The following is a 25055-nucleotide window of genomic DNA, read 5'->3' on the forward strand; positions in this document are numbered from 1 at the left end:
TTATAACATGTAAAATGTTTTCAGAATTCTATATATTTTGCTTTAAAATAGAAATTATACAATATTTAGATTTTTCTGTTGACAATGTGTGAAAATTTTTATTTAATGTCAGTGCTGTCCCGGGTTGTATTGTATCTAAAATTCAAAAATATCCCCTAAAATTTGTTAAAATATTAAGCTTTAAAAGTAGTTTAACTTACTGTTTTTATTGATAAAATTGGCTTATCTATTTTGCACACATCAAAAGCCATTAATTGACCAATGATGTCATTAATTAATTACCTCAAAAGGAGTCAAGATGAAAGCAATCATCACCAAACCAATGTGTGTTGTTGGCGATAACAAAAGCACTATTCGTTTTGAACCATCAACTTCAAGTAATCCATTTGTAGAGATTTCCAATCAAGTCTATGCACGACTTAAACGAGCAAACGCCGCAAAACCCTTTGTTGAAAGCAAAACAACAACAAAATCTGAAAAGGTAATTGAACAGACTAAGCCAATCGAAAAAGAAGTGCTACAAACATCTTCTGAACCCGCGGCACAAGAAACTTCACTTCAACAGACCGAAACACCTAAAGCTTCCAAGTCATCAACACCTCCTGCTAAAAAGCTTAAAAATTGAAATTAATCATCCATCAAGAATGGTATCTTCAACAGGTAAAAGATACCTTTAGCAATCTTCAAGCACCACGCCTTAATTGGGCTTTACGGAATGCTGTTAACACCGCAGCAAAGCAAGTCGAGCGCTTTACTGAGAAGCAAGTTGCCTACCTCTCATCCGCCCAACCAAAGCGCGTTAAAAAAGGTGTTTATATTAAAGACAAGGCTACCGCACAGTTTCTCGAGACAGATATCATTGGTTCTGGAACACCCTTGCCTCTTAAATTTTTTCAAGCAAAAGAAACAAAACACGGTGTGACTTACACAATATTTGGGAAACAACAAATCTTGCCCCATGGTTTCATCAAGGGAGGAAGTTTTCCTAAGCGGGTTGATTTAAAAATGGGAGGGAATGTGTTTCAAAGAGCCGACGGGGACCAATTCCCTATTGCAAAACAAGAAGGACCATCAATTGCTACAGTTATGTCCAAACCAGAGATTACAAATGCTATTGTAAAAAAAGCCAATGAAAGATTAATCGAAAATATTCAAAGCCAACTTAAACGTCAAGAATACGCTGCCAATAAAAGAGGCTAGATCATGTTCTTAAGCTCTATCTCTATATTACATATCCTTATTGGTTCATACATTACATATTCTTATTACAATTTTAAAAACAGATCATCACTTATGCTTTGTATTGTCCATAAAAAAACCAATAAAATCAATGCAAAAGGTACTTTCCAGCGGGTTGGCTTCGTTGCGGGGCAGGCGAGCGCGAACTATCGCTAGCGACAGAATTTTTAAATCGACTGTACATTGTACACTTAACATATTGATAAATAACGAATTTAATGTGTTAAGTATTTTCTTATCATATTGAAGCTTGTTTTTCAGATAGGACCATAAATCTCTCTTTATCCTGATATGCCGTAAAACTTACTTCTTAGGGAAAAGAAGAAAGCAAGGAGCATTATGAATAAGAAATCTCGAAAAGGTTTATCGCTTCGTGCCTTTGCAAGAAAGATGCGTGTTTCACCCAATGCGGTGGTTTCTCGTTTTAAAACGGGTAAATTTGATAAGGCTCTTTTTGAAGATGGTTCTGTTAATGAAGCGCTTGCTACAGCCATATGGAATGAGAATCCAACAAAGCGCCCTACCCCATTTTTAGCACCAGATGGTCAACCACGAACTAAGATAAAACAAGTCTCATCAGATGCAGCAAATGAATACAAGATTAAACTGGAGCGAATGCAAGTTGCCCTTGAAAGCGAAAAGATTGCTCTTGAACGTTTGCGCGAAACAACCGTTGACCGTGAAGAAGTAAAGAGAGCAGCACGTGAGTTTGGAAGAGCACACCGTGATGCCATGTTGAATTTTCCTCACCGCTTTGGTGCAAGCATTGCCGCACAAGTTGGATGTGATGCTGCAAGCCTAATCGGTGCCATTGATTATTACATACGAAAGGCTTTGCTTGAAGCTGTTCATATTCCAGTTCCTTATCATGATCCTCAACCTCCAGAATGAGAGAGTTTTGGGGCGAGCAAAGAATGAATAATGGATGAGAATGCTGTTACAGAATTTTTCGCCAATGCCAATGATGCAAGACAACCGGACCCACCGTATACGGTTTCTCAATGGGCGGATAAGAATAGATACCTTAGCACGGTAGCAAGTGCTGAACCTGGATTGTGGAGAACAAAACGCACCCCCTATTTGCGCGAAATCATGGATAATCTTTCCTCGTACGTGCCGGTTGAAACAACCATTGTCATGAAAGGGGCGCAAGTTGGCATGTCAGAGGCGGGACTGAACTTTTGTGGTTATGCTATTCATTATAGTCCAGGACCAGCCCTTTATGTCATGCCTACCGTTGAGACAGCTAAGAAGCTTTCAAAGACGCGGCTTGACCCCATGATTATGGCAAGTCCCGTTTTAAGTGAACGTATAGCCCCTGCTCGTGCGCGTGACAGTGGTAATACGATGTTTTCGAAAGAGTTTGATGGTGGAGCGTTAATGCTTACAGGAGCCAACAGTGCTGCTGGTTTGCGCTCTATGCCTATTCGTTATCTGATTTTGGATGAGGTTGATGGTTATCCTCTCAGTGTCGATAACGAAGGGGATCCAGTGATGATTGCGGAAAAGCGCACATCAACCTTTGTACAACGAAAGATCTTTAAATTGTCCACGCCCACACACCGTGACACAAGCCGTATTGCCAAGGACTTTGTGCTAGGAGACCAGCGATATTACAATGTCCCTTGTGATGCGTGTGGTGTACTCCAACCTATTGTTTGGTCACAAATTAAATGGCCAAAAGGTGCCCCTGAAAAAGCTGTTTTTGTTTGTGCCCATTGTGGTCATGAGCATGCCGAACACCGAAAAACGGATTTGATGTGTGAAGAAAGAGGCGCATGTTGGGTTCCAACGAGTGAGTCAAGCAGACCCAATTTGCGCTCTTATCATATTTCTGCACTCTATTCCCCTTGGCTTACTTGGGGGGAATGTGCAAGAGAGTTTTTAAATGCCAAAGATGATCCAGCCCTTCTACAGCCTTTTGTCAATACAGTGCTTGGAGAACCATGGGAGGATAGAACCGGTGAAGTTGTTGATCCAGACAGTCTCTATGCAAAGCGCGAAGAATATCCTTTAGCACCAGAACAAGCTGTCGTGTTGACAGCAGGCATTGATGTGCAAAATGACCGTTTAGAGCTTGAAGTGGTGGGATGGGGACGCAGCGAAGAAAGCTGGCATATTGATTATCAAGTTATCCTTGGTGATCCCTCTTCTTTTGAAGTATGGGACCAACTGGATGAATATCTTGCAAAACGTTGGCCACATCCAGGCTATAAAGAGGGTATTAGGATAACGGCGGCTTGTATTGATACTGGTGGTGGACATACACAGGCTGTTTATAATTATGTGCGCCCGCGTGAGGGGCGGCGTATCTGGGGCATTAAGGGACAAGCTGGTTGGCGAGCGGTATGGCCACGCCGACCAAGCAGAAACAACAAAGGACAGATTAATCTTTATATTGTTGGAGTGGATGCGGCGAAAGATATCATTACAGCGCGCTTTAAAAAATCGGGTCCTGAAGCAACGGGGGCTGGTGCAACACACTTTCACAAAAGCCTTGATCGAGAATATTTTGACCAACTAACCGCTGAAAGAAAAGTAATCAAATATTTTAAAGGCTTTAAGCGTATTGAATGGCAAAAAAGTGAAAAGGCAAGGAATGAAGCCTTGGACTGTAGGGTCTACGCTTATGCGGCTTTACAAGGTCTGATTTCGGCAGGAATAAACCTTAATCGAGAAGTCGATATCTTAGAAGAACGTTTGGAAAAGCTTAAAGTTGAAGGCTCTGTAGAGCAGACAACAGCTGGGATTTCTTCATTCACTTCTCCAAGAAGATCTCAGACAGCACAGCCTAAAAAGAAGCCATTCAGAACAATGATGAATCCTTATATGCGAGGGGATTGGAGGTAATTTGTGGATGAAACTTTAGAACCAATGAACAGCAAATTTTCGAGACTGGAAAGTTTAAAAAGGCGACGTGAGCAAATTGAAGAGGCTCTTTATTCGGGAGCACAATCAGTGCGTCACGGCGATAAGCAAGTCAGCAACCGCTCTGTTGAGGAACTTCGCAGAGCGCTTGAGATGCTGAATAGGCAAATAGCGGACCTTGAAGGGCGTAAAAGTGCACGCGTGTTCTATTTTAACATATCACGAGGCTATTAATGGCTGGTTTGTTCAATAAAATTACGGGCTTTTTTAAAATTTCTCGTCAACACAATCCCCATTTTGAAGCGGCAAGCAAAAGCCGCCGTATGAGTGGTTTTGACCCCGCAAAAAAACATATCAATAAAGCCATTGAAGAATGCGGAGATACCATTGTTGCCCGTTCAAGATGGCTTTATGACAATGAATCTCTTTATGGTTCTGCAACGGAGGAATGGGTCTCTGCAGCTGTAAGTGATGGGATTAAACCTTATCCTCGCATTGAAGGCTTTCAAGAAGAAAAGAAAAAGCTTTTAGACTTATGGTGGCAATGGGTTGATGAAGCAGACTATGATGAAGATGCCAGCTTTTATGGTCTGCAAGCAACCATTGCGCGAGAAGTCTTTTTAACTGGTGAATGCTTTGTAAGATTGCATTATGTTGACCTTTATGGACGCTCTGGTGTGCCTCTTCAGTTGCAAGTTTATCCTACTGAAATGTTGGACCTTGCCTATAATGGACCGGCTGAGATTGAAGGCAATTACATTCGTATGGGAATTGAATTCGATGCCAGTGGTAAGCGTGTTGCTTATCATTTTTGGAAACATCACCCCTATGATGATTGCCCTTCCAATACAGTCTTTGAGAGTCAAGAGCGCATACGTGTGCCTGCTGAAATGGTCATTCATATCAAAGAGCGCCGTATTGCCGGACAATTGCGCGGTTCTCCCAAAATAACGCGCTCTATGACAAAAATCTTTCAACTCGAATCCTATGATGATGCAGAACTTGAACGAAAAAAAACAGCGGCTCTTTTTGCAGTGTTTATTACAGGCAAGGAATCTCATGAGGCAGAGTTAGAGGAGAATCGTGAAAAAACGAAAACTGAACAGAGGGTGGAAAAGAAGATTGAAGAGGTCCCCGAAGAGCATCCAATTTACCCTGGCTCGGTTAACGTGGTCGATGGTGAAAAACAAATTACATTCTCAAATCCTGTTGAGGTTGGAGGTTCTTATGAGGCTTTTCAATTTCGCAATATCTTGAAAATTTGTTCTGCTCTCAATATGCCTTATGCCGTTGTGACAGGGGATGTTACACGGGGAAACTTTTCCAATGTGCGAACCTCCATCATTCAATTTAGACGCCATGTTAAACAATGGCGTGAACATATCATTGCTTTTCAGTTTAACCGCATTATTTGGGCACGTTTTGTCGAAATGGCAGTGCTTGGCAGATGCGTGAATTTACCCGGATGGGAAGAAAATTCCTTGCCATGGCTTCAATGTGAAAGCTTTGCACCACCCCTTGAAATGATTGATCCCATCAAGGATATCTCGGCAGAAAAAGAAGAAATTCGTGCTGGCTTGAAAACACGGCGTATGGCGTTGGCTGAACGGGGCTTTGATATTGATAACATTCATGCCGAACTCGAAGAAGAACGCACAGATGCGCGCACGCGGGGTTTATCCTTTGATACCGATAATGCGCTAGCGCCCTCTGCTAGCAATCAACTGATTGATACGGAAGATTCAGAGACTTCTGAAACTTATGAAAGTAACCAAGACAGTAAGGCACATGCAAATGGCGAATAATCTTGATATGCCGTTTTTGGCATCCCGGCTTTTTGGTGTTCCCCTCATGCTTGCCTCCACAAAGCTTGATATTATTCTCAATGCTCTTGCACCACGGCTTTTTGCAGGAGAAAAGTTTACTGTGAGAGCATTGTTAGAAAAAGATGGTGCTCGTTTAAAACCACCAGAAACTTACGTGGTGCAAAACAATATTGCCATCATACCGGTTCACGGCACGCTTGTACGCCGTGGTGCATGGCTTGGGGCTTTATCGGGTCTAACCTCTTATGAAGGTTTGAGAGCTTCTTTTCGTGAAGCCATTGAGCAGCCTGATGTTCGCGCGATATTGCTGGATATTGACAGTAGCGGTGGAGAAGCCGGCGGTGTGTTTGATCTTGTGGAAGAGTTTCAAGCACTCTCAAAAAAATATAATAAACCCATTTGGGCGCATGCCAATGAAGTTGCTTGTTCTGCAGCTTATGCCATTGCTTGTTCTGCTTCTCAAATCTGGATTGCACGCACGAGTGTTGTGGGCTCCATTGGGGTTGTTTGCGCGCACCTTGACCAGTCCCGTGCGGATGAAAAACATGGGCTTAAATGGACTTTTATATTTGAAGGGGATCACAAAGTTCATGGAAACTCTCACAAACCCTTGAGCGATACAGCACAGATAAAAATACAAGCAGATTGCGCCCTGCTCTACGAGATGTTTGTGGATTTGGTTGCACAAAACAGACCTCTGAATGCGGCTGCAATCCACGACACAAAAGCAGAAACTTTTATAGGTGCCCGAGCCATCACGCTTGGCTTAGCAGATGCGCAGGGGCCCCTTGCGCAAGCTTTGGAAGCCTTAACAGCTTCCATTAACTCACCCCCAACAGCAATAAAAGAAGGAAAAAACACATGGCACGCACACACTATCGCGCTAGAGAAGACGATGATGAAAAGATTGTCGACGTCATCCATGAAGACGAAGAAGACACTCTCGACATTGACGAAGATGCCGAAGACTTCGACGATGATGATGAAGAAGAAGAGGAAGACAACGAAGATAAGCAAGAAACCATAAAAGCTGCTCTTGAAAAGGAAAGAAAACGCGCACAGGCACTGACAAACCTTGAAAAGCAAGCAAAGCGTTTAGGTGTCTCCTTTGATGCCGCAAAAGCCATTCAAAGCGGCATGAATGTTGAGAAGGCTAAAAATGTTGTCTTATCTGCTGCTGTCTCGAAAAGTTCCTCTTTAAAACTCTCGACCACAGCGCCCCATAGTGATGGGGCGAGCAAGGCAAAAATTCATACAAAATGGGAAGCAGCTTGGAGGGCAATAAAATGAGTCAAGTTTTTTATGAAGATGTTCGCAATGGCGCTTATCTTGGACGCTATGACACGGATATGTCCAATGAAGAAGTAGTTTTTGCATCAGGGGCATTTGTTGAAGCCGGCACTGTTATGGGAAAAGTAACAGCAACGGGAAAATATGTTCCCCTTAATCCAGCACTATCAGATGGCAGTCAAACGCCGGCAGGGATTTCTTATGCCACTGTTGATGTAACAGAGGCAGATCAACGCGCAGTCATTACAGCGCGCTTGAGTACCGTAAAGGCTTCTGAACTCCTATGGCCAGATGCCATCACCGATGAACAGAAAAGTGCTGCCATTCAGTCCTTAGAAGACAATAACAAAATACTGTTGCGATAGGAGAATGCGCACATGGATATGAACTTTTTTAAACACGATGCTTTCTCTGCTGTTACCATGATGAAAGCGATTGAAAACTATGAGTTTCAACCTGGTCTGATTAGTTCTCTTGATCTTTTTGAAGAAGTGGAAACAAGCACCACAGTGGTTGGCATTGAAAGACGTGACAATACATTGTCCTTGATTCAAACCAGTGAACGGGGTGCCCCTTTGGTTGAAGGAGATAGAGAGGGGCGTAATCTAAGGTTTTTCAAAACAACACGGATTGCCAAAAGTGATACGGTGAAATCTGAAGAAATCCAAAACAGACGTGAATTTGGTACAGAAGATCAACTCGAGACAGCAATGAAATATATTGCTAGAAAACAAAAGAAACTGATTTCTGAAATTGAATTGACATGGGAAAATATGCAGCTTGGCGCTGTTCAAGGTGTTGTGCTTGATGCCGATGGCTCTGTTATTGTTGATTGGTACAAGGAATGGGAAATTACACCCCCAAAGCCTATTGATTTTAAACTGAATGTTGAGACAACAAATGTTGCCGACCATGTTGATCAAGTCATCATGAGAATGATTGAGGCTTCAAAGGGGGCATTTTCTGATCGTTCACGGATTATTGGGCTTTGTGGAAATGAATTTTTTTCCAAATTGAAAAACCATAAAACAATTCGTGAGACCTATCTCAACACAGCGCTTGCACAAACACTCAATAGTGCTGGAGGTGTTGCAACACCAAGTGCCATTGGTTCTGGAAGCTTTGGGAGTTTTGATTTTGCGGGTGTTACTTTCATTAATTACCGGAGTATTCATAACTATAATGTGAGTGCGAAAGCTGGGACAAAACGCGCCATAGGCATTAAGCCCGATGAATGCCAATTCTTTCCTGCTAATGCGCCTGGTGTGTTCCAAAAAACCTTTGCACCGGGAGAAAGCTTGGATTTTGCCAACACCGTTGGAAAACCTCTCTACACCATGCTGATCATTGATCACGACCGTAATGCATGGGTGAAACCAGAGGTCTATAGCTATCCGCTTTACATCTGCACACGCCCTGAAATGCTGTTTAAAGCGGTTAGTGGAGGCAAATAACATGCGATGGTACGGGTTGCTTCATAAAATGATTCAAGATGTACGCAATACCTTTGGGCAGCCCGTCATCTACACGCGAAAAGACAATCAACAATCGTTTCGGATTACAGCGATTTACGGCATTAAACATTCAGAATCGGACGCTGGCGGGAGAATTCCCACAACAGTGCCTCGAAAAGAACTTGATGTCTGTATCCATGATATCGGCGGCTTCCCCCCAAAGCCTCAAGATAGTGTTGTGGTCATTTCTCCTAAAGATACTTCTCAAGACCACTTCGTGGTCACAGAGGTACAAGCCTCTGAATCCGGTATGTACAAGCTTATTCTGCGTAACGAATCTTCATCTAAAAAGCAATTTTGATTATGTTTCTAATATACAGAAGGGGAATAAATTATCCCCCTTCTGTGTTTTCATCACTTACTTATTGGAATACGCCAAGCCTTTCGTCCATAGTGTTTCGCGTAAAGTTTTTGACCTGTATAAGGGCATCTACGCCATGTTCGAAAAATATGAATTTTATTTTTGTTATTCATAAGATAACTTTCTCGGTGTATTCACCTAGACAGGAGACATTCACAATGATACAATTTTTTTATTGCTACAGGTTGCATCTTGCTGTTTCCTGTCTGGTTTTACGTCAGCAAACCTTAGCCTGACGTAAACTTCTTGTGGGTTTGAGCTGCAACTCAAACCCTTTTTATTCTGATTTAATGTTTAATGTTTTCATTCTAACCTTTGCTGCTTGTAATGAAACTTTATAGCACTTAGCAACCTCTTCTGGAGTCTTAAATTTGGACATACCTGAACGTGGCATTAAAAGTTCAGCGGCAAACTGATCAGCTTGCCGTTCTGAACTGCGATAAGCAGGTATTTCATGAGAATCAATTACGCGTTGTAAGGGTAAATTTGTATGTAAAAAGAGGTGAGCAAATTCATGAGCAACTGTAAATCTTGCACGACCATTACCATTGTACGCATCTCTATAAATATCTTCTCTTAAAACGATAAACTTACCTTGTGGATCAGTTAAACCACCCACATTTCCAAGTTCTTTCTTATCTGCGATACGTAAATGAAAATCTAGCTTCATATTAGGCAAAATGTGTTCAATAAACTCCATTACTGGAAAATATTGGACATCTGACAATTGTAATTCTCTTCGAAATAAACCAGCTAAATAACTAATTTTGCGCCAACTATGAGGAGGAACTTCGTAATCAATGCTTTTATACACCTTCTATTTACCTTCTTTTTCTTTTATCTGTTTCATCAGTTTTTTCATTTTTTCTACATCTTCTGGAGAAATGTTATCTATAACTCTAGCAAACATACCAACAAGTTCACCTGTGGATGAATTAGAAGACTTTATTGTAAAACTCTTACGGCAGGCATCAGCCTCTTTTCTTAAGAGAGAAGCCATATCTCGATCTAAATTGTATAATTCTATGATCTTTTCTTCCATACCAATAGGCACAGACTTTTTGCCAATCTCGACAGAAGATAAAAACGCTACAGATATACCTAATTTATCAGCCATATCTAAAAGACGTTCTGCATGATCAATACGGAGTTTTCGTATGGTTTTACCAAAGGATGTAAGCATCTAAATAGAACTCCAAAGGATTTATAATTAATCTTAATAAGTTGAATATATTTTATATTAAGGTATAAATCAACTGCCTTTTTACAATAATTACAGATTGCCAACAAACGACATTAGCAAAATAAAATATAATATTATTACTTGACATCATCATAAGGATATGAATAATCGAATCAGGTGCCTAAGAAACACCTTGATAGTAAGCGGATTGGTTGCCGAAATAACTAATCTTCCGCAAATTTAAAGACTTTGACTCATTATATGTATGTAGCATATAAAGATTTTGTCGGGTGTAGTTATGTCATAAAATACCCTCACGGGGAAAACATAACGACGGACTTACTACCGTGTTTCTTAGCACCCGGCGCTCTTTTAGAGTGTCATTAAGAAACGTCTAAGTAGTAAGGAGTTCACTATGAACACTCTCATAGAAACTAAAGAAAGCACTTTTAGTGAAGCAACCGTTCAGACTATGTCCAGTCGTGAAATTGCTGAACTATGTGATAAACGGCATGATCATGTTATGCGTGATATCAAGAAAATGCTTGAAGAACTTAACGCCCCCAAATTTGGGGTGGTTGATTTTAGCGATTATTATCTTGATAGCAAAGGAGAAACACGCCCTTGTTACAACCTTCCAAAACGTGAATGTTTAATTCTTGTATCCGGTTATAGCACTGCTTTACGTGCAAAAATAATTGACCGTTGGCAAGAATTGGAAAAACAAGTCGCTGTTCCACAAATCGATTACTCAACTCCTCAAGTATTACTTGGTGTTTTGAATCACTTACAAAGTCAAATTGAGCAAAAAGATCATGTGATTGCTGAATTAGCTCCAAAAGCAGAGGCTTTGGAAGGTTTAAAGCGTTCTGATGGTTTGTTTGGTTTGATTGAAGCAGCGAAAATGTTAGAGGTACGACCAAAGGATTTAACTGATTATTTGCGCAAACATGATTGGGTCTATCGACGTTCTCCAGGGGCGCCTTTGTTACCTTATCAAGATAAAATCAAGAAAGGTTTTATGGACTGCCCCGCGATTACTATTCAAAGACCAGATGGTACAGAAAAGATACTGCCTTCGACAAAAATTACCTCCAGAGGTTTGGCATGTTTAAGAGAGCAGATCCATGGAGGTGTACAATGAAGATCGATACTAACTTTTTATGCGATTTGTGGATGGCGTTATATCAATTTTCTAGACATGAAAATATGAGTGACAAAGATTGTACAGCTCTGGTGGATACTATGAGTGTCATAGAAAAAGCTTTAATTTTAAAGCTTCAAAATGAGATGCCAAGTATACTTAAAATCTTAACAGTTCTTACAGATTTTGGAGATTCAGAATTACCACATAGCATGGATTCTTTGTTGCGTGCTTATGAACCCAATTTAGACAATCCCATTAAAAAGGTTGCTTAAGGTAAAAACATCCCCTTCCCCACTTCAAAGGTGGGGAGGTGGCTAAACCGTACATTCAAATTTATTGATTTGGGAGAATTTATTAATTTTGGCAAATTCGTCTGCTTTTTCTGCTTGCAAAATATGAACATCATAAGCAGCTTGCATATTAAGCCAGAACTCAGCTGTCGTATCAAAAAAGGAAGCTAATCTAAGAGCTGTATCTGGAGTTATTGGGCTATTTTCCGCAACAATACGTTCTATCCTCGTGCGTGGAACATTCAATGCTTTTGCAAGAGCATAAGCAGAGAGAGCATATTCTTTTAAATATTCCTCTCGTAAAATTTCTCCGGGATGAATAGCAATATAATTTTTCATCTCGACCTCCTACAGATCAATGATAATCTACGATTTCAACTTCATAGGCGCCATTAGAACGCCATTCAAAACAAATACGAAACTGGTCATTAATACGAATAGAATATTGACCTTTACGCTCTCCTTTCAATGCTTCTAAACGATTTCCTGGGGGACTGCGCAAATCTTTAAGATCAACTGCTTTATCGAGCATAAACAATTTTCTTTGGGCTATACGCACTAGAGTAGGGGGAAAGCCTCTGGGCGGATTGCCTTCTAAAAGATCTTTACACCGCTTATCAGCAAAAGATTCAATCACCAAATCACCTTTATTCGTTCTTTTACGTATCATAACACGATACCAATATAAAGAAAAGGATAAATGTTAAATAACAGGAACACTCATGCATCCGCGCGAAACGATAAGAGAAACATTTGTTGGATTGATCAAAGCAGCCAAGACAACAGCTAGTGACAATGTTTTCAATATGCGTGACTTCAACTTATTTATTGAAACAATGCCGGCCATTAATATCTCAACGCAAAACGAAACCATTGAAGATGGACATGATTTTGGCTTAAGGCGGCGCGTCTTAACAGTGGATGTTGAATGTTATAGCACACAAGAAAACGGAGCGTGCTTCGTTGATCAATTGGCATGGCAAGTTGAGAAGATTTTCCATGCCAATCCCAATCTTAACAACACCGTTGAGACATGCCGCCTGCAAAATATTGCTTTTGCCTTTGGCGATAATGGGGCCCTAGCGCTCCATGGTGCCATTTTAACCTTTGAAGTCACTTATGTGACTAATATTCCCTCGCCTCATGAAGAAAATGCAACCGCAGAAATTGTTGAACCTCTTGTCGGTTTTAAACCCGAAGCCGGTGTGGAAAACGAAGAGAAATACGTAAAAATTAAGGACTCCCATGTTAGAGCGACGCGATAAAGAGATTACCGATTTAAAAAGACGCATGGCCAACATGGTGGTGGTTGGGAAAATTAGCCATGTCGACCATAAAAATGCACGCTATCGGGTAAAGAGTGGTCATCTGATCAGTGATTGGATTCCAGATACACAAGCCCGCGCTGGTAAAACCTGTTCTTATGAAGGGCGTGATGTTGGAGAGCAAGTTATTGTTGTCTCTTCCTCTGGCGATTTATCACAAGGAGTAATTGTTGGTTCACTTCACACGGATGCAAACCAAGCAGCCGATAAAGGCAATATTCATAAGACACTTTATCCAGATGGAACCACCATTGAATATGATGATGAACAAAATAGCTATACCCTTCATCTCACATCAGAAGGAAAGTTTAATCTCATGATTTCTGACGGTGTGTCGATAAAAGGGGCTGGCAAGAAATTAGAGCTGCAAGCACCGGAGGGCATCAAAATTGTTTCAAAAGGTGATCTGAATTTAAACGCAGAAAAAGCCATTGCTCTGAAAGCAGGCAGGAGGATTTCACTCCATGCGGATGATGGCATTGCTCTTCATTCAAGCGATTTAAAGCATAATGGCACCAATGTAGGAGCAACCCATGTTCATGGGGGTGTTTCTCCTGGTGGCGCTATGACAGGAGGTCCAAAATGAATAGTGGAATGGACCGTATGACAGGGAAACCTTTATCCGGTATTGATCATTTGCGCCAATCAATTCTTGATATTTTAACAACACGCATTGGCACGCGGGTGATGCGGCGCGATTATGGTTCACGCATTGCAGAACTGATTGATGCACCTGCCAATCATGCGCTTACCGTTGCCCTTTATGCCGCCGTTGCTGAAGCGTTAGACAAGTGGGAACCCCGTTTTAAGCTGAAAAAGATTGATTTTAAAAGGAGTGAAGATGGAAAAGTATCCTTATCCTTTGCAGGCATTTATTTGCCATCCGGCAAGCCCATTACCATGGAAGGAATACTGATACAATGAAGAACCTTGCCAATCCCGAAATCATCTCAGAACTTTCCTTTGAAGAAATCCGCGCGGCAAATATTGAACATTTAAAAGAACTTTTGCCTCGCTACATTTTTTTAGAAAGTGACCCTGCTTTAAAAATTATTGAAGCTTTTAGCTATCGAGAACTGCTTTTAAGACAACGCATTAACGAAGCCGCACGCAATAATATTCTTGATTTTGCTACAGGCAATTCCCTTGATGCTTTGGGCGATTGGCACGGGATTCAACGCATGGATGGTGAGAGTGATGACAGATACCGCGAACGCATAAGACTTCGTACCCGCAGTGGCAAAGGCAGTGGAACAGAGCCTTATTACAAATTTATTGCTTTATCCGCAGATAATCGCGTAAAGGATGCCATTATTTACCGGAAGGGCAAAAATCCAACCATTCATGTTGCTGTTTTTGGCAATAATGAAGAAGAAACCGCAAGCCAAGACTTGCTAGACAAAGTCTCACAAGCGCTTCACGATAAAAATGTCATCATGACCAATGACACCATACTTGTGCATGCAGCTGTTTCAAAAGTTGTGGACTTGAAAGCAGATGTTTGGCTGTTACCAGAAACGGCACTCACGGTTTTAACCCAAATGGAAGCCAACTTACGCACCGCTTGGAAACAAGAACAAGCTCTTGGGCGCGAATTAAGCCTCTCTTGGTGGATTTCAAAACTGATGATCCCTGGTGTGCAAAAAGTCATTGCCGTTGAACCTACAACAGACAACGCTGTTTTAGACGAAGAAGTGTTATCCATTGGCAAGATCACCTTAAACTTTAAAGGGCGAGCACGCTAATGCTTTCCTCCCTCCTCCCAACAAATGCAACGGAATTTGAAAGGCGCCTTGCTGATGTTTGCGATTTTCATCAAGATGTTGATGGTTCTGTTTTGGGGATTTCACGCTCTAAACTGATCACACGCCCTCCCCGTTTCTTGCCATGGTTGATTGAAGAATATGGGCTTGGAGAACTTACCCCTTATGTTCCAAACCTCTATGATCTTCTTGACCAAGGGCTGGAATGGCAGCGGATACGTGGCTCTGTAGCGGCAATTGATATGGGGCTTCAATGGCTTGGACTCTCAGTACACTTTACACCCGCGTGGACAGAGCGTGCATGGTGGAATTCCTTTCAACTCGAATTTGATCACCTTCCCGAACGAGATGATCTTGAGTCTATTGAAGCGATTGTCAACCTTTCCAAAAGCTTGCGTTCTGATTTTCGCCGCGGTGTCATTGGTTATGATGTGGGGGCTATGGAAACTAATATGTCAAGGCTTGATGAGTGCATGCTGGATTTTGAGAGTGGCATCCCCGTAACAGCTCTTGGCACACTGTTTTCTTTTGGGCGCACGACAGAAATCAACCACGTTCTCACAAAAGAAGAAGGCAAACTCATTGGTAACTGGATTGATGATTTCGATGAGGAGTTAAGCTGGGATCAAATTGATTATCCATGGGATTTGGCAAATTTTCCATGGTGTTCGGTTAAAAAACATGAACGCGATATGCTCATGGCAGAATGGTTCCAAAACCGCACGCTTTATCTGGCTTTAAGAGATACAAACAACGCTCTGATTGGTTATCGCAGATGCTATGCTGTGGCGCCTGTTGAACAAGCTTTAGAGGGTGTTTACAGCCATTGTGGAAACAGATTTAACCCTTCGAAAACTGGCACCATGCTGTTTCTTGCCGCGCGTACAGATTTTCGGGATGTTGAGGACAAACAAGCCGCCTCTGTTTCCCTGCTCGTTCATGGTACATGTGCAGAACAGACACCCGTTGGCAAACTTTGGTGTGACGAGGGTGAACTAAATGGGGGTGTAGAGATCCTTAAAACACCCGTCGATATTCCTTTGCGCGCAGATGTTCGCGAACAATTCAAGATTTTATTGAGGTTTTAATATGAAGCATGAAAGTGGCTTGCCTTTTGCAATTGACAGATCCGTTGGCAAAGATGAACAACAAAGCGTTGTGTTTTATGGACAGCGCCCTTTTCTGCAATCGGCTGAACTCAATGAAATGCAAACCATCATCAAAGGACGCCATAACCGTTTGGGGCGCCTTGTAGCACAAGAAGGAGACCGCGTTGAACGAGCAGATGCTTTTGTGAACAAAGATACAAAGACGGTCACTTTAACAGAGGGCAAGATTTATATCGCCGGCGATATTTTTCCTGTCTCAAATGCCGTCTTAGAGAATGTTTCCATGGTTGGACGGATGGAAATCGGTGTGAAGCTTCAAAAAAGCTGGGTGACATATGAAGATGATCCACAGCTCTTGGGGCAAGTTCCGGGGTCTTTAGCAGAAGGAGAGCCTGGTGCCGCCCGTGAGGTGGCAAAACTTGTCTGGGCTCTCAAAGATGATGAACAAGAAGGCACATTTTACCCCGTTTACATTTTACAAGATGGTGTTCTCATTGATCAAAAATCACCCTCACTGCTTGAACCAGCCATGCAAGCTATTGCGACGTACGACCGCGCCCATGGACATTATATCGTGAATGGTTGCCGTGTCACAGCTTTGGGACAAGAGGGACAAAAGCAAGTGTTCAGTATCCAAGAGGGAGAAGCCAATATCAACGGCTTTAAACGCAAACGCTTAGCTGCTTTGCGCCATGAAGAGGTAGAAGACTTTTCAACAAGCGAAGTTCCTAGTGAAACCCATATTTTTGCGCCTAAAAATCAAGAAAAAAGCTTTACCTTTAAAACCTATTACGCTCCCATTGCGGCTGTTCATTCTATTTTATTGACGAAAGAAAAAACCGTTAACGTGACCCGCGGGGCTATTACATCTGGGCGTGACGGCGTTCCTGACAAAAGTATCACTGCTTTTCTTAAAATTGTGCAAGGAGGTAAGGAATTTAAAGAAGGCAAGGACTTTAAAAAAACCGGAGACACCATTGATTGGGCTCCTGTAGGCGACGAACCTCTCCCTGGCAGTAGCTATAAAGTAACCTATCGATACCGTGCAAGTGTAAAAGCCGATAAAGTCACAGCACAAGAAATCACTGTCTCAGGAGGTGCTGAGGGGGGTGATATTATTGTGAATTACTCTTACAAATTGCCCCGCATTGACCGTATTGGACTGAATATAGGAGGTGATGTTGTCTATATCAAAGGGGTTTCGGCAGACCAACCCATGGCGCCAAGCGTTCCTGAAGATGTGCTCTCCCTTGCCACCATTACCAATAACTGGATTGATGTACCGCGTGTGAAAAATGATGGCACACGTGTTGCCCCCTATGATGAGATGTGGCGTTATTTTCAACGGGTGCTCTCCCTTGACCGCCTCATGCAATTAGAGCGCATTAAAAGCAATGTGGATTCCAAAGAGCCTGTTGCTAAAAAAGGCATGTTTGCAGACCCTTTTCTCGATGACAGTTATAGAGACGAAGGTTTTGAACAAACAGGGGCTGTGGGAAACGGTATTTTACAGCTTGCTATTGATCCAACTTTTTATACTGCCCCCTTGAACACCCCTGTCACCCTTGACTGGACCAATGAAGTGATCATTGCGCAAGAATTGACAACCGCTTGTGAAAAGATCAATCCTTATCAAAATTTTGCGCCTCTCCCTGGAACAGTCACCCTGACCCCCGCGACAGACTTTTGGCATGTTGAACGCACCGATTGGCTCTCTGGTGTGACCAATCAACTCAATATGGGCTGGAACCGTGGGAGAAGCATCGTTAAGACAGAAATCAGTGATGATTTGGTGAATACAACAAGGGAGCAAATCGATTTTTTAAGACAAATTCCGTTGAACTTTAAGATTGAAGGCTTTGGCAGTGGCGAAATCTTGGACAGTCTTAGCTTTGATGGCGTGAATGTCTTGCCAACAAGCCGCCTTAGTGCCGATAGCAAAGGCACCCTTGAAGGGAGTTTCAAGATTCCTCCAAACATTCCCGCTGGGACAAAAAATGTTGTGGCACAAGGGAAAGGTGGAACAACAGCAACGGGGCTTTTTACCGGACAAGGCGTGATTGATGTAAAAGTGATGCGACGCACCACCACGGTAAAAATATGGACAGCCTATGATCCGCAAGCGCAAGTCTTTACCCCCGATGAAACACGGCAAATCACTGGGATTGATTTCCATCTTTGTAAAATTGGCAATCAAGCCCATGATCTCGTGATTGATTTGGTGACCACCGAAAACGGCTATCCTACCGCCGATATTCAAGCCCAAACCTCCTATTCCATGAAGGGCGCTAAAACCGGCTGGGCGAGCGCACGCTACGCTGTTCCTTTGTTAGTGCCCGATGATCGTCTGACCGCCTTTGTGCTTAAAACTGATGATGGGGATCATTCTGTTTCACTTGCCAAACTTGGGGATTTTGATAAAGAGCACCAAAGATATGTTTCAAGCCACCCTTATGTGACGGGACCGCGCTTTTCCTCTGTTAATGCGCAGAGTTGGACAGCGCATCAAGATGAAGCCTTGGCATTTCGGGTGTTGGCCGCCCGCTATAGGCAAACAGAAAAAACGGTGGATTTAGGCACCTTTGATCTTGTGGATTGCTCTGATTTGCAAATCCGTGCAGCCATTGAATTGCCTTCAAGCGATTGTTCTGTCATCTTTGAAATTGAAAGAAACAACGGTACAGTTTATCAACTGCTGCCCTTTCAATTGCTTAGTCTGACCGAATATATCAATGAAAAAGTCAAGCTTCGCGCCATTCTCAAAGGCACAGAGAAGCTCTCGCCGGTCTTATTTGCCCCTGTGCAATTGATTGCAGGAAAGATTCACAGGCAAGCAACCTATGTCACACGGGCTTTTGCCTTTGGGGAAAAGGCAAGATTGACCAGCTATATCAAAACCTTCTTGCCGGGTGGTTCTTCATTCACCCTCGAGATGCAACTGGATGATGGTGCTTTTACGCCTTTGAAACTCGACGAGACAGAACAGTTATCGGAGCCTCTCCTCACAGAGCGTAAATTTATCAGTGGTGAGAAAACAGCACGACAAGCACGCTTAAAACTCACCATTACCGGTGGACCCGCCGCGCGGTCTATGGTGTGTGATTTTGGTGCCGGCATCATATGATGGGAGAATGAGAGATGACAAAAACTAAAAAACTCGACATGGAATTGCCTCAAGAAGGACGTTTTATCAGTTCTGAATTCCCCATTTTACGTGAAAATTTAGGCAAACTTGATCAAGCCCTTATAGCTATTGTGGAAAAAACAGACGAAAAAGCCTCTTTACAACACACCCATACAATCAATGATGTGACGGGGCTAGAAAGCGCTCTTAATGGCAAGATGGCAGCGAATAAAACCTTCACTTTTGCTGATTTAAGCGATATCGAGGGCGCAAAAGATGCCGCAAATAACTATGTGCTTTATAAATCAGGCAACAATAATTTTACCTTTGGCAGTGCCATCTCTCTGTTAGGCACCCATCAACATAAAACAGAAGATATCGTGGGGCTTGATGACTTTAGAGCCAAGATCAATGAAGATCTGACCAGCTATGGGCGCTTAAAACAAGCCAATGAATGGCAAAGTTACAACAAGTTTACCAGTAAAGTCACTATGAGTGGCGATTTGGAACTGTTGGGAAACTCATCATTGAATATTACTACCCATAACAACAAAGTGGTCACTAACTTAAGTACAAGCGGAAGCTTACTTAAAGGACCTTTGAGAGTCGATGGTGATCTTGTTTATACCAAGGCGCAAGTAGATGCTCTTTTAGATGCTTTAATCAAAAAGCGTAAAGAAGAATACATTGAAATCACCATGTTGCAGAGTGGTAATATTCCTTGGCCTGATGGGGTGACAGATGACACTGATATTGAAATCATGGCTTGGGGAGGAGGAGGTAGCGGAGGCCAACGTGGAGGAGGAGGTGGTGGTGAATGTATTTCTTTAAAGATTCAAAAACGCCAATTACAGAATAATGATGTAGTGACTATTGGAAAAGGCGGATATGGAAATGGTGTTAATGGTGGTAATACGCTAGTTGGTTCTATTCTTACAGCACGAGGTGGTAAGGGGAATAACGGTTATATTGGTGGGAATAGTGGCGGTGGCGTTTCAGGTGGTAGTGGCTATATTTCCAACAACGAGAGTGGTTTTTCAGGAAAAAGCCATGCATGGCAAGGAGGAGGAGGCGGTGGCGGTGGTACCAATAATGGTCGTGGTGGTAATGGGGGGGATAGTAGCTATGGTGGTGCAGGTGGGGGTGGTAGTGGAGGTAGTGGTCATGTACCTAATAATGGAGGTAATGGTGGAAAAAGCCAGTATGGTGGCAATGGAGGAAATGGTGCTGAATTAGGCAATGGCGGTGGCGGGGGCGGCGGGTATCGAGATGGCGAGGATGGAACAGCAAGTGGTGCTGGACGGGGTGGAGATGGCGCAGTTAAATTAAAGGTTTTTGTATAAGTTTTTAAAGTTTTTTTATCACTCTTTCAAAACCCTTTTAAAGGGCTTTTTTTGACTGACACTGTCAGTCTTATGAAAGAGTGCTTTTAATTGTTATTGTCTCTCCATTGATTTGGAGAGCAAAATGGCAATAGAATTTAAACTTCGTATTCGCTTTATGAAGAAAGGATACAATTATGAATGGCATTCCTGCACAAAGAGATAAAAACCGCTGCCCTACTCATCCAGGAGAGCTTTTAGCAGATATTATTCCAGAAACTGGAAAAACAAATTCAGAAATCGCACAAATGCTCGGTATATCACACCAACATCTTTGCGATATTCTAAAGGCAAAAAAGCCTATCTCCCCTTCTCTTTCGGCTTGTCTTGGAAAGATGTTTGGGAATGGAGCAGGCATATGGTTACGTATGCAAGCCAATTATGATGCTTGGCATGCAGAGCGTGAAACAGATGTGAGCAAAATTCCGGTACTCCACACTGTTTAAGTGTATTACTCAGTCTCTAGAAACTTTCCCAAGTGGTTTTATTGCTTTAACTTCTTTAATTTTAACTGCAATTTTACGCATGAAAGCAAGGCTAAAACGCCCTTGTGGCTTCAAATCTTCAAAGTCAAACAAAGATTCGCAAGGAACAACATTAAATTCATCAACACGTACCCAAGATTGCTTTTGCAAACCCGCACGCTGACATTCTATCTCAGGTACCTTTACGCTATACTGCAAATCATGAGGTTCTTGAGAAGTGATAGGAAACAAAAAAAGATGCTTTTCAGTTTTGACCATAACGCACGAAGGACGCGCTTTACGCCCCAAATGTTCACCGTTTTGCGCTTATTCGTGCCATAAATAATAATATCGAACAACATCCCCTGCTTTAAACATGTTCATCACTATTTAAAATGTCATCTAAACCATGATCTAAATCGTCTAATATATTTTGAGGTGCATCTGCATAAGAAAAAGATTGTGCGTGAGAGCGCGCTTTTATTAATTCATGATATAAATCAACAGGAAGCATAATGATTTTTTCACGCCCTCGTTTCGTTAAAGCAACAGGCTTTGACATCGCCTCGTCTAAAATATCACCTGCCCCGCGATTTACATCTGTAAAACTATATTTTTTCATCAGTACAGACCTTTAATAGATAATACGTATTGTACGTATAATATGTATTATGTAAAGATTTTTTACAACGTACTGGAGAAAAAAGTACCCTTTTGTAATTGGAATAAGCCGTTCTCAGAGGGAATCTAATAAACTCTTCCCCACTTAGAAGCAGGGAAGAGAGGTTATGTTTTTTAATTAAGCAGCTTTTACAACGGATTTTTCTAAAACTTTTTTTGCTTCTTCAACAAGTTTTTTATAATGTTTGCTCTCCTCCACTAACGTAAAGGCTTTAACAAGATGCATATGGAGGGGGCCATAAATATAGACAGCCTTTTCGGTTGAAGACATCTCATCCCAGTTGCTTGGAAAAGAAAACCGTGTATCGCGGTCATTATCAATCAACTGATTTTTTAAATCATAGAAAGCTTTAACAAGAGCTTTTTTAAACGCACGCACCGTATCATTGTTACGCATATACGTCATGAGTAAGGTTGCTTGTAGTTCATTGAGAATAGCAACTTCTCTTTTTTGACCACCTTTACCATCTTTTTTACTCACTTGGATTTCAAATCCAAGTGAACCAAATTCCTCAAAATCCTTACGATTATTGCGTACTAACTGTATAACTGTTTTATGCGTATTCCCCACGCCCTCTGCAATTTTTAAAGAGGTTGTGACAACGATACCATCACTGTTGATTGTTACTAAATTATTCATGATGAACTCCTAATGGTTTTAATGTCTCTATTGACACCCCCAAGAGTGCCGGGCGTTAGAAACACGGCCATTAGTCCGTCGCTATGCCTTCCCCTAAAAGGGTATTGTATAGCATAGCTACACCCGACAAAATCGTTATATGCCAATAATAGCATAAAAGACAATCAGTATTTTAAATGCATGGGAGAGATCTTACGTGACCTATCCGCTAATGGTTTAGTGTTTCTAGCACTTATGATTCGAATAACATGAGGGTTTATTAGTGTCAATATGCTTTTAAAAAATTATTTCACATATTATTGTTTTCAAAGGATCGCATTTGAAATGCGAGTGAACCAAATTCTTCAAAGTCTTCAATATTTTGACGTACAAGCTTTATAACTGTAGCGTGGCTATTCCCCACGCCCTCTGCAATTTTTAAAGAGGTTGTGACAACGATACCATCACTGTTGATTGTTACTAAATTGTTCATGATGAACTCCTTGTTGTTAGGCGTTTTTGATTGACACTCTCAAAAGAATGCCGGGCGCTCAAAAACACGGCAACAAGCCCGTCGTTATGCCTTCCCCTAAAAGGGTATTGTATAACATAACCACACCCGACAAACATTATTATATGCGTACAGCATACAATGAGTCAAAGCTTTTAGTTTGCAGATGATCAGTTATTTCGGCAACCAATCCGCTTGTTGTTTTAAGGTGTTTTTGAAGCACCTTTATATGAATCTAACGGTTTTAAATATTTTGTCAAGTCGTTCTCAAGAGCGACTTTCAACTCTCATTTTTTCATCTTCATTTCATTCGCCACTATTTTAAAGGAGCATAAAATGGCAACAGGTTTTCTACACGGTGTTGAAGTCATCGAGGTTGATGACGGCACACGCCCCCTTCGTGCAGTTCAGTCTGGCGTTATCGGAATTATCGGCACAGCACCCGATGCAGATGAACAAGCCTTTCCTCTTAACACACCGGTTTTGGTCGCAGGCTCTCTTTCACAAGCCGCAAAACTGGACAAAACAGGCAAACGACGCGGTACTTTACCCAATGCCCTTGATCTTATTTTCAAGCAAGTGGGAGCCATTGTCGTCGTTATCCGTGTGAAAGAAGGAGACAATGAAGAAGCAACACTCACCAATATTCTAGGTGGTGTGAACGAACATGGCGCCTATGAAGGTGTTCATGCTTTCATTGGAGCACAATCTGTTGTGGGACAAACACCACGTATTCTGATTGCTCCAGGCTTTACCCATCAACGCCCTTCCAGTGTAACCACTGATGGAACGAGTGATAGCGCCAAAACTGAGATCAGTACAACCTCTAACCCCGTTGCAGCAGAACTGATTGGCATTGCTGAACGTTTGCGCGCGATTGTAGTGCTTGATGCCCCCAACACGACAGATGAAGCAACACTCAGTGCAGCAAAGGATTTTGATTCCAAACGCGCCCTTCTCATTGATCCATTTGTCAAAGTTAATCGCAATGGCAAGATCTTAGAAGAGCCAGCAAGTGCAGCGGTTGCTGGTGTCATTGCTAAAAATGATTTTGCTAATGGTTTTTGGCATTCCCCTTCCAATAAAGTGATCAATGGAATTGTAGGAACTGCGCGCCCCATTGATTTTTCTATTGGTGATCGTGCAAGCCGCGCTAACCTTCTTAACGAACAAAACATCACCACCATCATCCGTGAAAACGGTTATCGCCTCTGGGGCAATCGCACGCTTTCAAGCGATACAAAATTTGCCTTTTTATCGGTAGTACGCACCGCAGATATGATCAATGATGCTATTTTGCGCGGACATCTATGGGCGGTCGACCGCAATATCAAAAAGACCTATCTGAATGATGTGAGTGAAAGCGTCAATGCTTATTTGCGTGATTTAAAAGCACAAGGCGCCATTCTTGGCGGACGCTGTACACCAGATCTAGAGCTTAACACAGCAAGTGCTATTGAAGATGGCAGAGTCTATTTCAATGTGGAATTCACGCCCACAACACCCGCAGAACACATCACCTTCCGTTCACAAATCATCAATGATTACCTAGAGGAGATCTTTTAATGACTATTCCTGTTTTACCAAGAGTTTTGAAATATTTTAACATTTTTGTCGACGGTATTCCCTATCAAGCAAAGTGTGAAAGCGTCACCCTCCCGAACTTGAATTTGGTCGTTGAAAGTTATCGCGGCGGCGGCATGGATAGTGCCATTGAGGTTGATCTTGGTCTTGAAACTCTCTCCCTTACCATGACCATTTCTGATTGTTCTCCAGAATTAATGGCGCTGTTGGGACGCACAGATGTTGACATCTCATTGCGCAGTTCAATGCAAGCCCAAGGCACACCCGCAGAAGGGGTTGTCATTACCATGAGAGGACTTTGCAAAGGCTTTGAAATGGCAGAATGGCAACCGGGAGGCAAAGCAACTTCTACAGCAACATTCACATTGCAATATTTCAAATATGTCCAAAAGGACGTTGAAATTGTTGAGATAGACGTCCTCAATATGGTGAGAAAATTCAATGGCGTCAATCAACTCGCAGTCCACAGAGAAAACATAGGATTATAAAATGACTATACAACAAAGTGTTACCCATCAATTGCTTATCCCTATTACCTTTGAAGGAAAAGAACACACCGAAATTACTTTACGCCGCCCCAAAACAAAAGATTTGCAAGCTATTGATAAAAAAGAAGGTGTAGAGCAAACAATCGCTATGATTGCACGCCTTTCTGAATGGCCACATGACGCTATCAGTGAACTCGATATCAATGACTTATCGAGTATTGGAGAAATTTTGGAATCTTTTATCAAACGGCGGGAAACCTTGACTGGGAAACCGCCGCTAAACTGAT

At 42.1% G+C, this 25055-nt stretch carries 32 protein-coding genes; 24 read left to right on the forward strand and 8 right to left on the reverse strand.

What is annotated here, in order from left to right:
* Positions 1–298 precede the first annotated feature (298 nt).
* The 11 genes from NNJ85_RS08665 (at position 299) to NNJ85_RS08715 (ending at position 9038) form a co-directional block, all read left to right on the forward strand.
* Complete coding sequence (locus NNJ85_RS08665) at positions 299–625, forward strand: hypothetical protein (RefSeq protein WP_254475266.1); 327 nt, start codon at positions 299–301, stop codon at positions 623–625.
* Complete coding sequence (locus NNJ85_RS08670) at positions 622–1200, forward strand: hypothetical protein (protein ID WP_254475268.1); 579 nt, start codon at positions 622–624, stop codon at positions 1198–1200. Before NNJ85_RS08665 ends, NNJ85_RS08670 begins: the two co-directional genes overlap by 4 nt.
* Positions 1201–1578: 378 nt before the next feature.
* On the forward strand, positions 1579–2130 hold the full coding sequence (locus tag NNJ85_RS08675; RefSeq protein ID WP_254475270.1) for a hypothetical protein: 552 nt from the start codon (positions 1579–1581) through the stop codon (positions 2128–2130).
* Between the two features lie 30 nt (positions 2131–2160).
* A complete protein-coding gene (locus tag NNJ85_RS08680) occupies positions 2161–4089 on the forward strand; it encodes a phage terminase large subunit family protein (protein WP_254475272.1) in 1929 nt (642 codons plus the stop codon).
* 3 nt (positions 4090–4092) lie between these two features.
* A complete protein-coding gene (locus NNJ85_RS08685) occupies positions 4093–4341 on the forward strand; it encodes a phage head-tail joining protein (RefSeq protein WP_254475273.1) in 249 nt (82 codons plus the stop codon).
* Positions 4341–5912: a phage portal protein gene (locus NNJ85_RS08690; RefSeq protein WP_254475274.1), complete on the forward strand. Its 1572-nt coding sequence runs from the start codon at positions 4341–4343 to the stop codon at positions 5910–5912. The genes NNJ85_RS08685 and NNJ85_RS08690 overlap by 1 nt, the downstream gene beginning before the upstream one ends.
* Positions 5902–6960 carry a S49 family peptidase gene (locus tag NNJ85_RS08695; RefSeq protein ID WP_254475277.1) on the forward strand — a complete coding sequence of 353 codons (1059 nt, stop codon included), beginning with the start codon at positions 5902–5904 and terminating at the stop codon, positions 6958–6960. Before NNJ85_RS08690 ends, NNJ85_RS08695 begins: the two co-directional genes overlap by 11 nt.
* The gene (locus NNJ85_RS08700) at positions 6882–7223 is read left to right on the forward strand and encodes a hypothetical protein (RefSeq protein WP_371923343.1); all 342 of its coding nucleotides are present in this window, start codon (positions 6882–6884) and stop codon (positions 7221–7223) included. The genes NNJ85_RS08695 and NNJ85_RS08700 overlap by 79 nt, the downstream gene beginning before the upstream one ends.
* The gene (locus tag NNJ85_RS08705; RefSeq protein WP_254475279.1) at positions 7220–7588 is read left to right on the forward strand and encodes a head decoration protein; all 369 of its coding nucleotides are present in this window, start codon (positions 7220–7222) and stop codon (positions 7586–7588) included. The genes NNJ85_RS08700 and NNJ85_RS08705 overlap by 4 nt, the downstream gene beginning before the upstream one ends.
* Positions 7589–7600: 12 nt before the next feature.
* Positions 7601–8677, forward strand: a complete 1077-nt coding sequence (locus tag NNJ85_RS08710) for a major capsid protein (protein ID WP_254475281.1) — start codon at positions 7601–7603, stop codon at positions 8675–8677.
* A 1-nt stretch (position 8678) separates the two neighbouring features.
* On the forward strand, positions 8679–9038 hold the full coding sequence (locus NNJ85_RS08715) for a hypothetical protein (protein ID WP_254475282.1): 360 nt from the start codon (positions 8679–8681) through the stop codon (positions 9036–9038).
* 337 nt (positions 9039–9375) lie between these two features.
* Here the strand turns inward: NNJ85_RS08715 and NNJ85_RS08720 are convergent, their stop codons facing one another.
* The gene (locus NNJ85_RS08720; protein WP_254475284.1) at positions 9376–9912 is read right to left on the reverse strand and encodes an ImmA/IrrE family metallo-endopeptidase; all 537 of its coding nucleotides are present in this window, start codon (positions 9910–9912) and stop codon (positions 9376–9378) included.
* A 3-nt stretch (positions 9913–9915) separates the two neighbouring features.
* Positions 9916–10281: a helix-turn-helix domain-containing protein gene (locus tag NNJ85_RS08725; RefSeq protein ID WP_254475286.1), complete on the reverse strand. Its 366-nt coding sequence runs from the start codon at positions 10279–10281 to the stop codon at positions 9916–9918.
* A 415-nt stretch (positions 10282–10696) separates the two neighbouring features.
* On the opposite strand from NNJ85_RS08725, the gene NNJ85_RS08730 reads away from it, so the two are divergent.
* Complete coding sequence (locus tag NNJ85_RS08730; RefSeq protein WP_254475288.1) at positions 10697–11425, forward strand: phage regulatory protein/antirepressor Ant; 729 nt, start codon at positions 10697–10699, stop codon at positions 11423–11425.
* The gene (locus tag NNJ85_RS08735) at positions 11422–11700 is read left to right on the forward strand and encodes a hypothetical protein (protein ID WP_254475290.1); all 279 of its coding nucleotides are present in this window, start codon (positions 11422–11424) and stop codon (positions 11698–11700) included. The genes NNJ85_RS08730 and NNJ85_RS08735 overlap by 4 nt, the downstream gene beginning before the upstream one ends.
* Before the next feature lie 42 nt (positions 11701–11742).
* Here the strand turns inward: NNJ85_RS08735 and NNJ85_RS08740 are convergent, their stop codons facing one another.
* Positions 11743–12057, reverse strand: coding sequence for a HigA family addiction module antitoxin (locus tag NNJ85_RS08740; protein ID WP_254475292.1), 315 nt, complete (start codon positions 12055–12057; stop codon positions 11743–11745).
* A 16-nt stretch (positions 12058–12073) separates the two neighbouring features.
* Positions 12074–12388: a type II toxin-antitoxin system RelE/ParE family toxin gene (locus tag NNJ85_RS08745; RefSeq protein WP_254475294.1), complete on the reverse strand. Its 315-nt coding sequence runs from the start codon at positions 12386–12388 to the stop codon at positions 12074–12076.
* Positions 12389–12440: 52 nt separating this feature from the next.
* Between NNJ85_RS08745 and NNJ85_RS08750 the strand changes: the two genes are divergently transcribed.
* The 8 genes from NNJ85_RS08750 (at position 12441) to NNJ85_RS08785 (ending at position 20867) form a co-directional block, all read left to right on the forward strand.
* The gene (locus tag NNJ85_RS08750) at positions 12441–12983 is read left to right on the forward strand and encodes a hypothetical protein (RefSeq protein WP_254475296.1); all 543 of its coding nucleotides are present in this window, start codon (positions 12441–12443) and stop codon (positions 12981–12983) included.
* Entirely contained in the window at positions 12964–13629 is a 666-nt protein-coding gene (locus NNJ85_RS08755) for a phage baseplate assembly protein V (RefSeq protein WP_254475298.1), read from the forward strand. The genes NNJ85_RS08750 and NNJ85_RS08755 overlap by 20 nt, the downstream gene beginning before the upstream one ends.
* A complete protein-coding gene (locus tag NNJ85_RS08760; protein ID WP_254475300.1) occupies positions 13626–13967 on the forward strand; it encodes a GPW/gp25 family protein in 342 nt (113 codons plus the stop codon). The genes NNJ85_RS08755 and NNJ85_RS08760 overlap by 4 nt, the downstream gene beginning before the upstream one ends.
* A complete protein-coding gene (locus NNJ85_RS08765) occupies positions 13964–14788 on the forward strand; it encodes a baseplate J/gp47 family protein (protein WP_254475302.1) in 825 nt (274 codons plus the stop codon). The genes NNJ85_RS08760 and NNJ85_RS08765 overlap by 4 nt, the downstream gene beginning before the upstream one ends.
* Positions 14788–15894, forward strand: a complete 1107-nt coding sequence (locus NNJ85_RS08770) for a phage tail protein (protein WP_254475304.1) — start codon at positions 14788–14790, stop codon at positions 15892–15894. Before NNJ85_RS08765 ends, NNJ85_RS08770 begins: the two co-directional genes overlap by 1 nt.
* Before the next feature lies 1 nt (position 15895).
* Positions 15896–19039, forward strand: coding sequence for a DUF4815 domain-containing protein (locus tag NNJ85_RS08775; protein WP_254475306.1), 3144 nt, complete (start codon positions 15896–15898; stop codon positions 19037–19039).
* A gap of 14 nt (positions 19040–19053) precedes the next feature.
* A complete protein-coding gene (locus NNJ85_RS08780) occupies positions 19054–20382 on the forward strand; it encodes a Bgr_08870 family protein (protein WP_254475308.1) in 1329 nt (442 codons plus the stop codon).
* A gap of 176 nt (positions 20383–20558) precedes the next feature.
* Positions 20559–20867 carry a HigA family addiction module antitoxin gene (locus NNJ85_RS08785; protein ID WP_254475310.1) on the forward strand — a complete coding sequence of 103 codons (309 nt, stop codon included), beginning with the start codon at positions 20559–20561 and terminating at the stop codon, positions 20865–20867.
* 9 nt (positions 20868–20876) lie between these two features.
* On the opposite strand, the gene NNJ85_RS08790 is transcribed toward NNJ85_RS08785, so the two are convergent.
* From NNJ85_RS08790 to NNJ85_RS08805, 4 genes are all read right to left on the reverse strand, one after another.
* Positions 20877–21194: a hypothetical protein gene (locus NNJ85_RS08790; RefSeq protein WP_254475312.1), complete on the reverse strand. Its 318-nt coding sequence runs from the start codon at positions 21192–21194 to the stop codon at positions 20877–20879.
* Positions 21195–21255: 61 nt separating this feature from the next.
* Positions 21256–21507 (reverse strand): type II toxin-antitoxin system Phd/YefM family antitoxin, encoded by a 252-nt coding sequence (locus tag NNJ85_RS08795; protein ID WP_142416285.1) that lies wholly within the window; start codon positions 21505–21507, stop codon positions 21256–21258.
* A gap of 177 nt (positions 21508–21684) precedes the next feature.
* Positions 21685–22206: a Rha family transcriptional regulator gene (locus tag NNJ85_RS08800; RefSeq protein ID WP_254475313.1), complete on the reverse strand. Its 522-nt coding sequence runs from the start codon at positions 22204–22206 to the stop codon at positions 21685–21687.
* 289 nt (positions 22207–22495) lie between these two features.
* The gene (locus NNJ85_RS08805) at positions 22496–22678 is read right to left on the reverse strand and encodes a Rha family transcriptional regulator (protein ID WP_254475315.1); all 183 of its coding nucleotides are present in this window, start codon (positions 22676–22678) and stop codon (positions 22496–22498) included.
* A gap of 354 nt (positions 22679–23032) precedes the next feature.
* Between NNJ85_RS08805 and NNJ85_RS08810 the strand changes: the two genes are divergently transcribed.
* From NNJ85_RS08810 to NNJ85_RS08820, 3 genes are read left to right on the forward strand one after another with little or no spacing between them, the layout of a single operon-like run.
* Positions 23033–24262 (forward strand): phage tail sheath subtilisin-like domain-containing protein, encoded by a 1230-nt coding sequence (locus tag NNJ85_RS08810; protein WP_254475317.1) that lies wholly within the window; start codon positions 23033–23035, stop codon positions 24260–24262.
* Positions 24262–24768, forward strand: a complete 507-nt coding sequence (locus NNJ85_RS08815; protein WP_254475319.1) for a phage major tail tube protein — start codon at positions 24262–24264, stop codon at positions 24766–24768. The genes NNJ85_RS08810 and NNJ85_RS08815 overlap by 1 nt, the downstream gene beginning before the upstream one ends.
* Before the next feature lies 1 nt (position 24769).
* A complete protein-coding gene (locus NNJ85_RS08820; RefSeq protein WP_254475320.1) occupies positions 24770–25054 on the forward strand; it encodes a phage tail assembly protein in 285 nt (94 codons plus the stop codon).
* Position 25055 lies beyond the last annotated feature (1 nt).

It is taken from the genome of Bartonella sp. B1098, assembly GCF_944896145.1.
GTDB lineage: Bacteria > Pseudomonadota > Alphaproteobacteria > Rhizobiales > Rhizobiaceae > Bartonella.

What these genes read in the sequence shown, in the direction of transcription:
- NNJ85_RS08755 (WP_254475298.1), top strand. Translation starts at nt 12,964, where the DNA reads ATGTTAGAGCGACGCGATAAAGAGATTACCGATTTAAAAAGACGCATG.
- NNJ85_RS08795 (WP_142416285.1), bottom strand. Translation starts at nt 21,507, where the DNA reads ATGAAAAAATATAGTTTTACAGATGTAAATCGCGGGGCAGGTGATATT.
- NNJ85_RS08780 (WP_254475308.1), top strand. Translation starts at nt 19,054, where the DNA reads ATGACAAAAACTAAAAAACTCGACATGGAATTGCCTCAAGAAGGACGT.
- NNJ85_RS08665 (WP_254475266.1), top strand. Translation starts at nt 299, where the DNA reads ATGAAAGCAATCATCACCAAACCAATGTGTGTTGTTGGCGATAACAAA.
- NNJ85_RS08800 (WP_254475313.1), bottom strand. Translation starts at nt 22,206, where the DNA reads ATGAATAATTTAGTAACAATCAACAGTGATGGTATCGTTGTCACAACC.
- NNJ85_RS08680 (WP_254475272.1), top strand. Translation starts at nt 2,161, where the DNA reads ATGGATGAGAATGCTGTTACAGAATTTTTCGCCAATGCCAATGATGCA.
- NNJ85_RS08775 (WP_254475306.1), top strand. Translation starts at nt 15,896, where the DNA reads ATGAAGCATGAAAGTGGCTTGCCTTTTGCAATTGACAGATCCGTTGGC.
- NNJ85_RS08740 (WP_254475292.1), bottom strand. Translation starts at nt 12,057, where the DNA reads ATGAAAAATTATATTGCTATTCATCCCGGAGAAATTTTACGAGAGGAA.
- NNJ85_RS08805 (WP_254475315.1), bottom strand. Translation starts at nt 22,678, where the DNA reads ATGAACAATTTAGTAACAATCAACAGTGATGGTATCGTTGTCACAACC.
- NNJ85_RS08730 (WP_254475288.1), top strand. Translation starts at nt 10,697, where the DNA reads ATGAACACTCTCATAGAAACTAAAGAAAGCACTTTTAGTGAAGCAACC.
- NNJ85_RS08785 (WP_254475310.1), top strand. Translation starts at nt 20,559, where the DNA reads ATGAATGGCATTCCTGCACAAAGAGATAAAAACCGCTGCCCTACTCAT.
- NNJ85_RS08675 (WP_254475270.1), top strand. Translation starts at nt 1,579, where the DNA reads ATGAATAAGAAATCTCGAAAAGGTTTATCGCTTCGTGCCTTTGCAAGA.
- NNJ85_RS08750 (WP_254475296.1), top strand. Translation starts at nt 12,441, where the DNA reads ATGCATCCGCGCGAAACGATAAGAGAAACATTTGTTGGATTGATCAAA.
- NNJ85_RS08715 (WP_254475282.1), top strand. Translation starts at nt 8,679, where the DNA reads ATGCGATGGTACGGGTTGCTTCATAAAATGATTCAAGATGTACGCAAT.
- NNJ85_RS08760 (WP_254475300.1), top strand. Translation starts at nt 13,626, where the DNA reads ATGAATAGTGGAATGGACCGTATGACAGGGAAACCTTTATCCGGTATT.
- NNJ85_RS08705 (WP_254475279.1), top strand. Translation starts at nt 7,220, where the DNA reads ATGAGTCAAGTTTTTTATGAAGATGTTCGCAATGGCGCTTATCTTGGA.
- NNJ85_RS08810 (WP_254475317.1), top strand. Translation starts at nt 23,033, where the DNA reads ATGGCAACAGGTTTTCTACACGGTGTTGAAGTCATCGAGGTTGATGAC.
- NNJ85_RS08725 (WP_254475286.1), bottom strand. Translation starts at nt 10,281, where the DNA reads ATGCTTACATCCTTTGGTAAAACCATACGAAAACTCCGTATTGATCAT.
- NNJ85_RS08690 (WP_254475274.1), top strand. Translation starts at nt 4,341, where the DNA reads ATGGCTGGTTTGTTCAATAAAATTACGGGCTTTTTTAAAATTTCTCGT.
- NNJ85_RS08770 (WP_254475304.1), top strand. Translation starts at nt 14,788, where the DNA reads ATGCTTTCCTCCCTCCTCCCAACAAATGCAACGGAATTTGAAAGGCGC.
- NNJ85_RS08815 (WP_254475319.1), top strand. Translation starts at nt 24,262, where the DNA reads ATGACTATTCCTGTTTTACCAAGAGTTTTGAAATATTTTAACATTTTT.
- NNJ85_RS08695 (WP_254475277.1), top strand. Translation starts at nt 5,902, where the DNA reads ATGGCGAATAATCTTGATATGCCGTTTTTGGCATCCCGGCTTTTTGGT.
- NNJ85_RS08745 (WP_254475294.1), bottom strand. Translation starts at nt 12,388, where the DNA reads ATGATACGTAAAAGAACGAATAAAGGTGATTTGGTGATTGAATCTTTT.
- NNJ85_RS08765 (WP_254475302.1), top strand. Translation starts at nt 13,964, where the DNA reads ATGAAGAACCTTGCCAATCCCGAAATCATCTCAGAACTTTCCTTTGAA.
- NNJ85_RS08735 (WP_254475290.1), top strand. Translation starts at nt 11,422, where the DNA reads ATGAAGATCGATACTAACTTTTTATGCGATTTGTGGATGGCGTTATAT.
- NNJ85_RS08820 (WP_254475320.1), top strand. Translation starts at nt 24,770, where the DNA reads ATGACTATACAACAAAGTGTTACCCATCAATTGCTTATCCCTATTACC.
- NNJ85_RS08710 (WP_254475281.1), top strand. Translation starts at nt 7,601, where the DNA reads ATGGATATGAACTTTTTTAAACACGATGCTTTCTCTGCTGTTACCATG.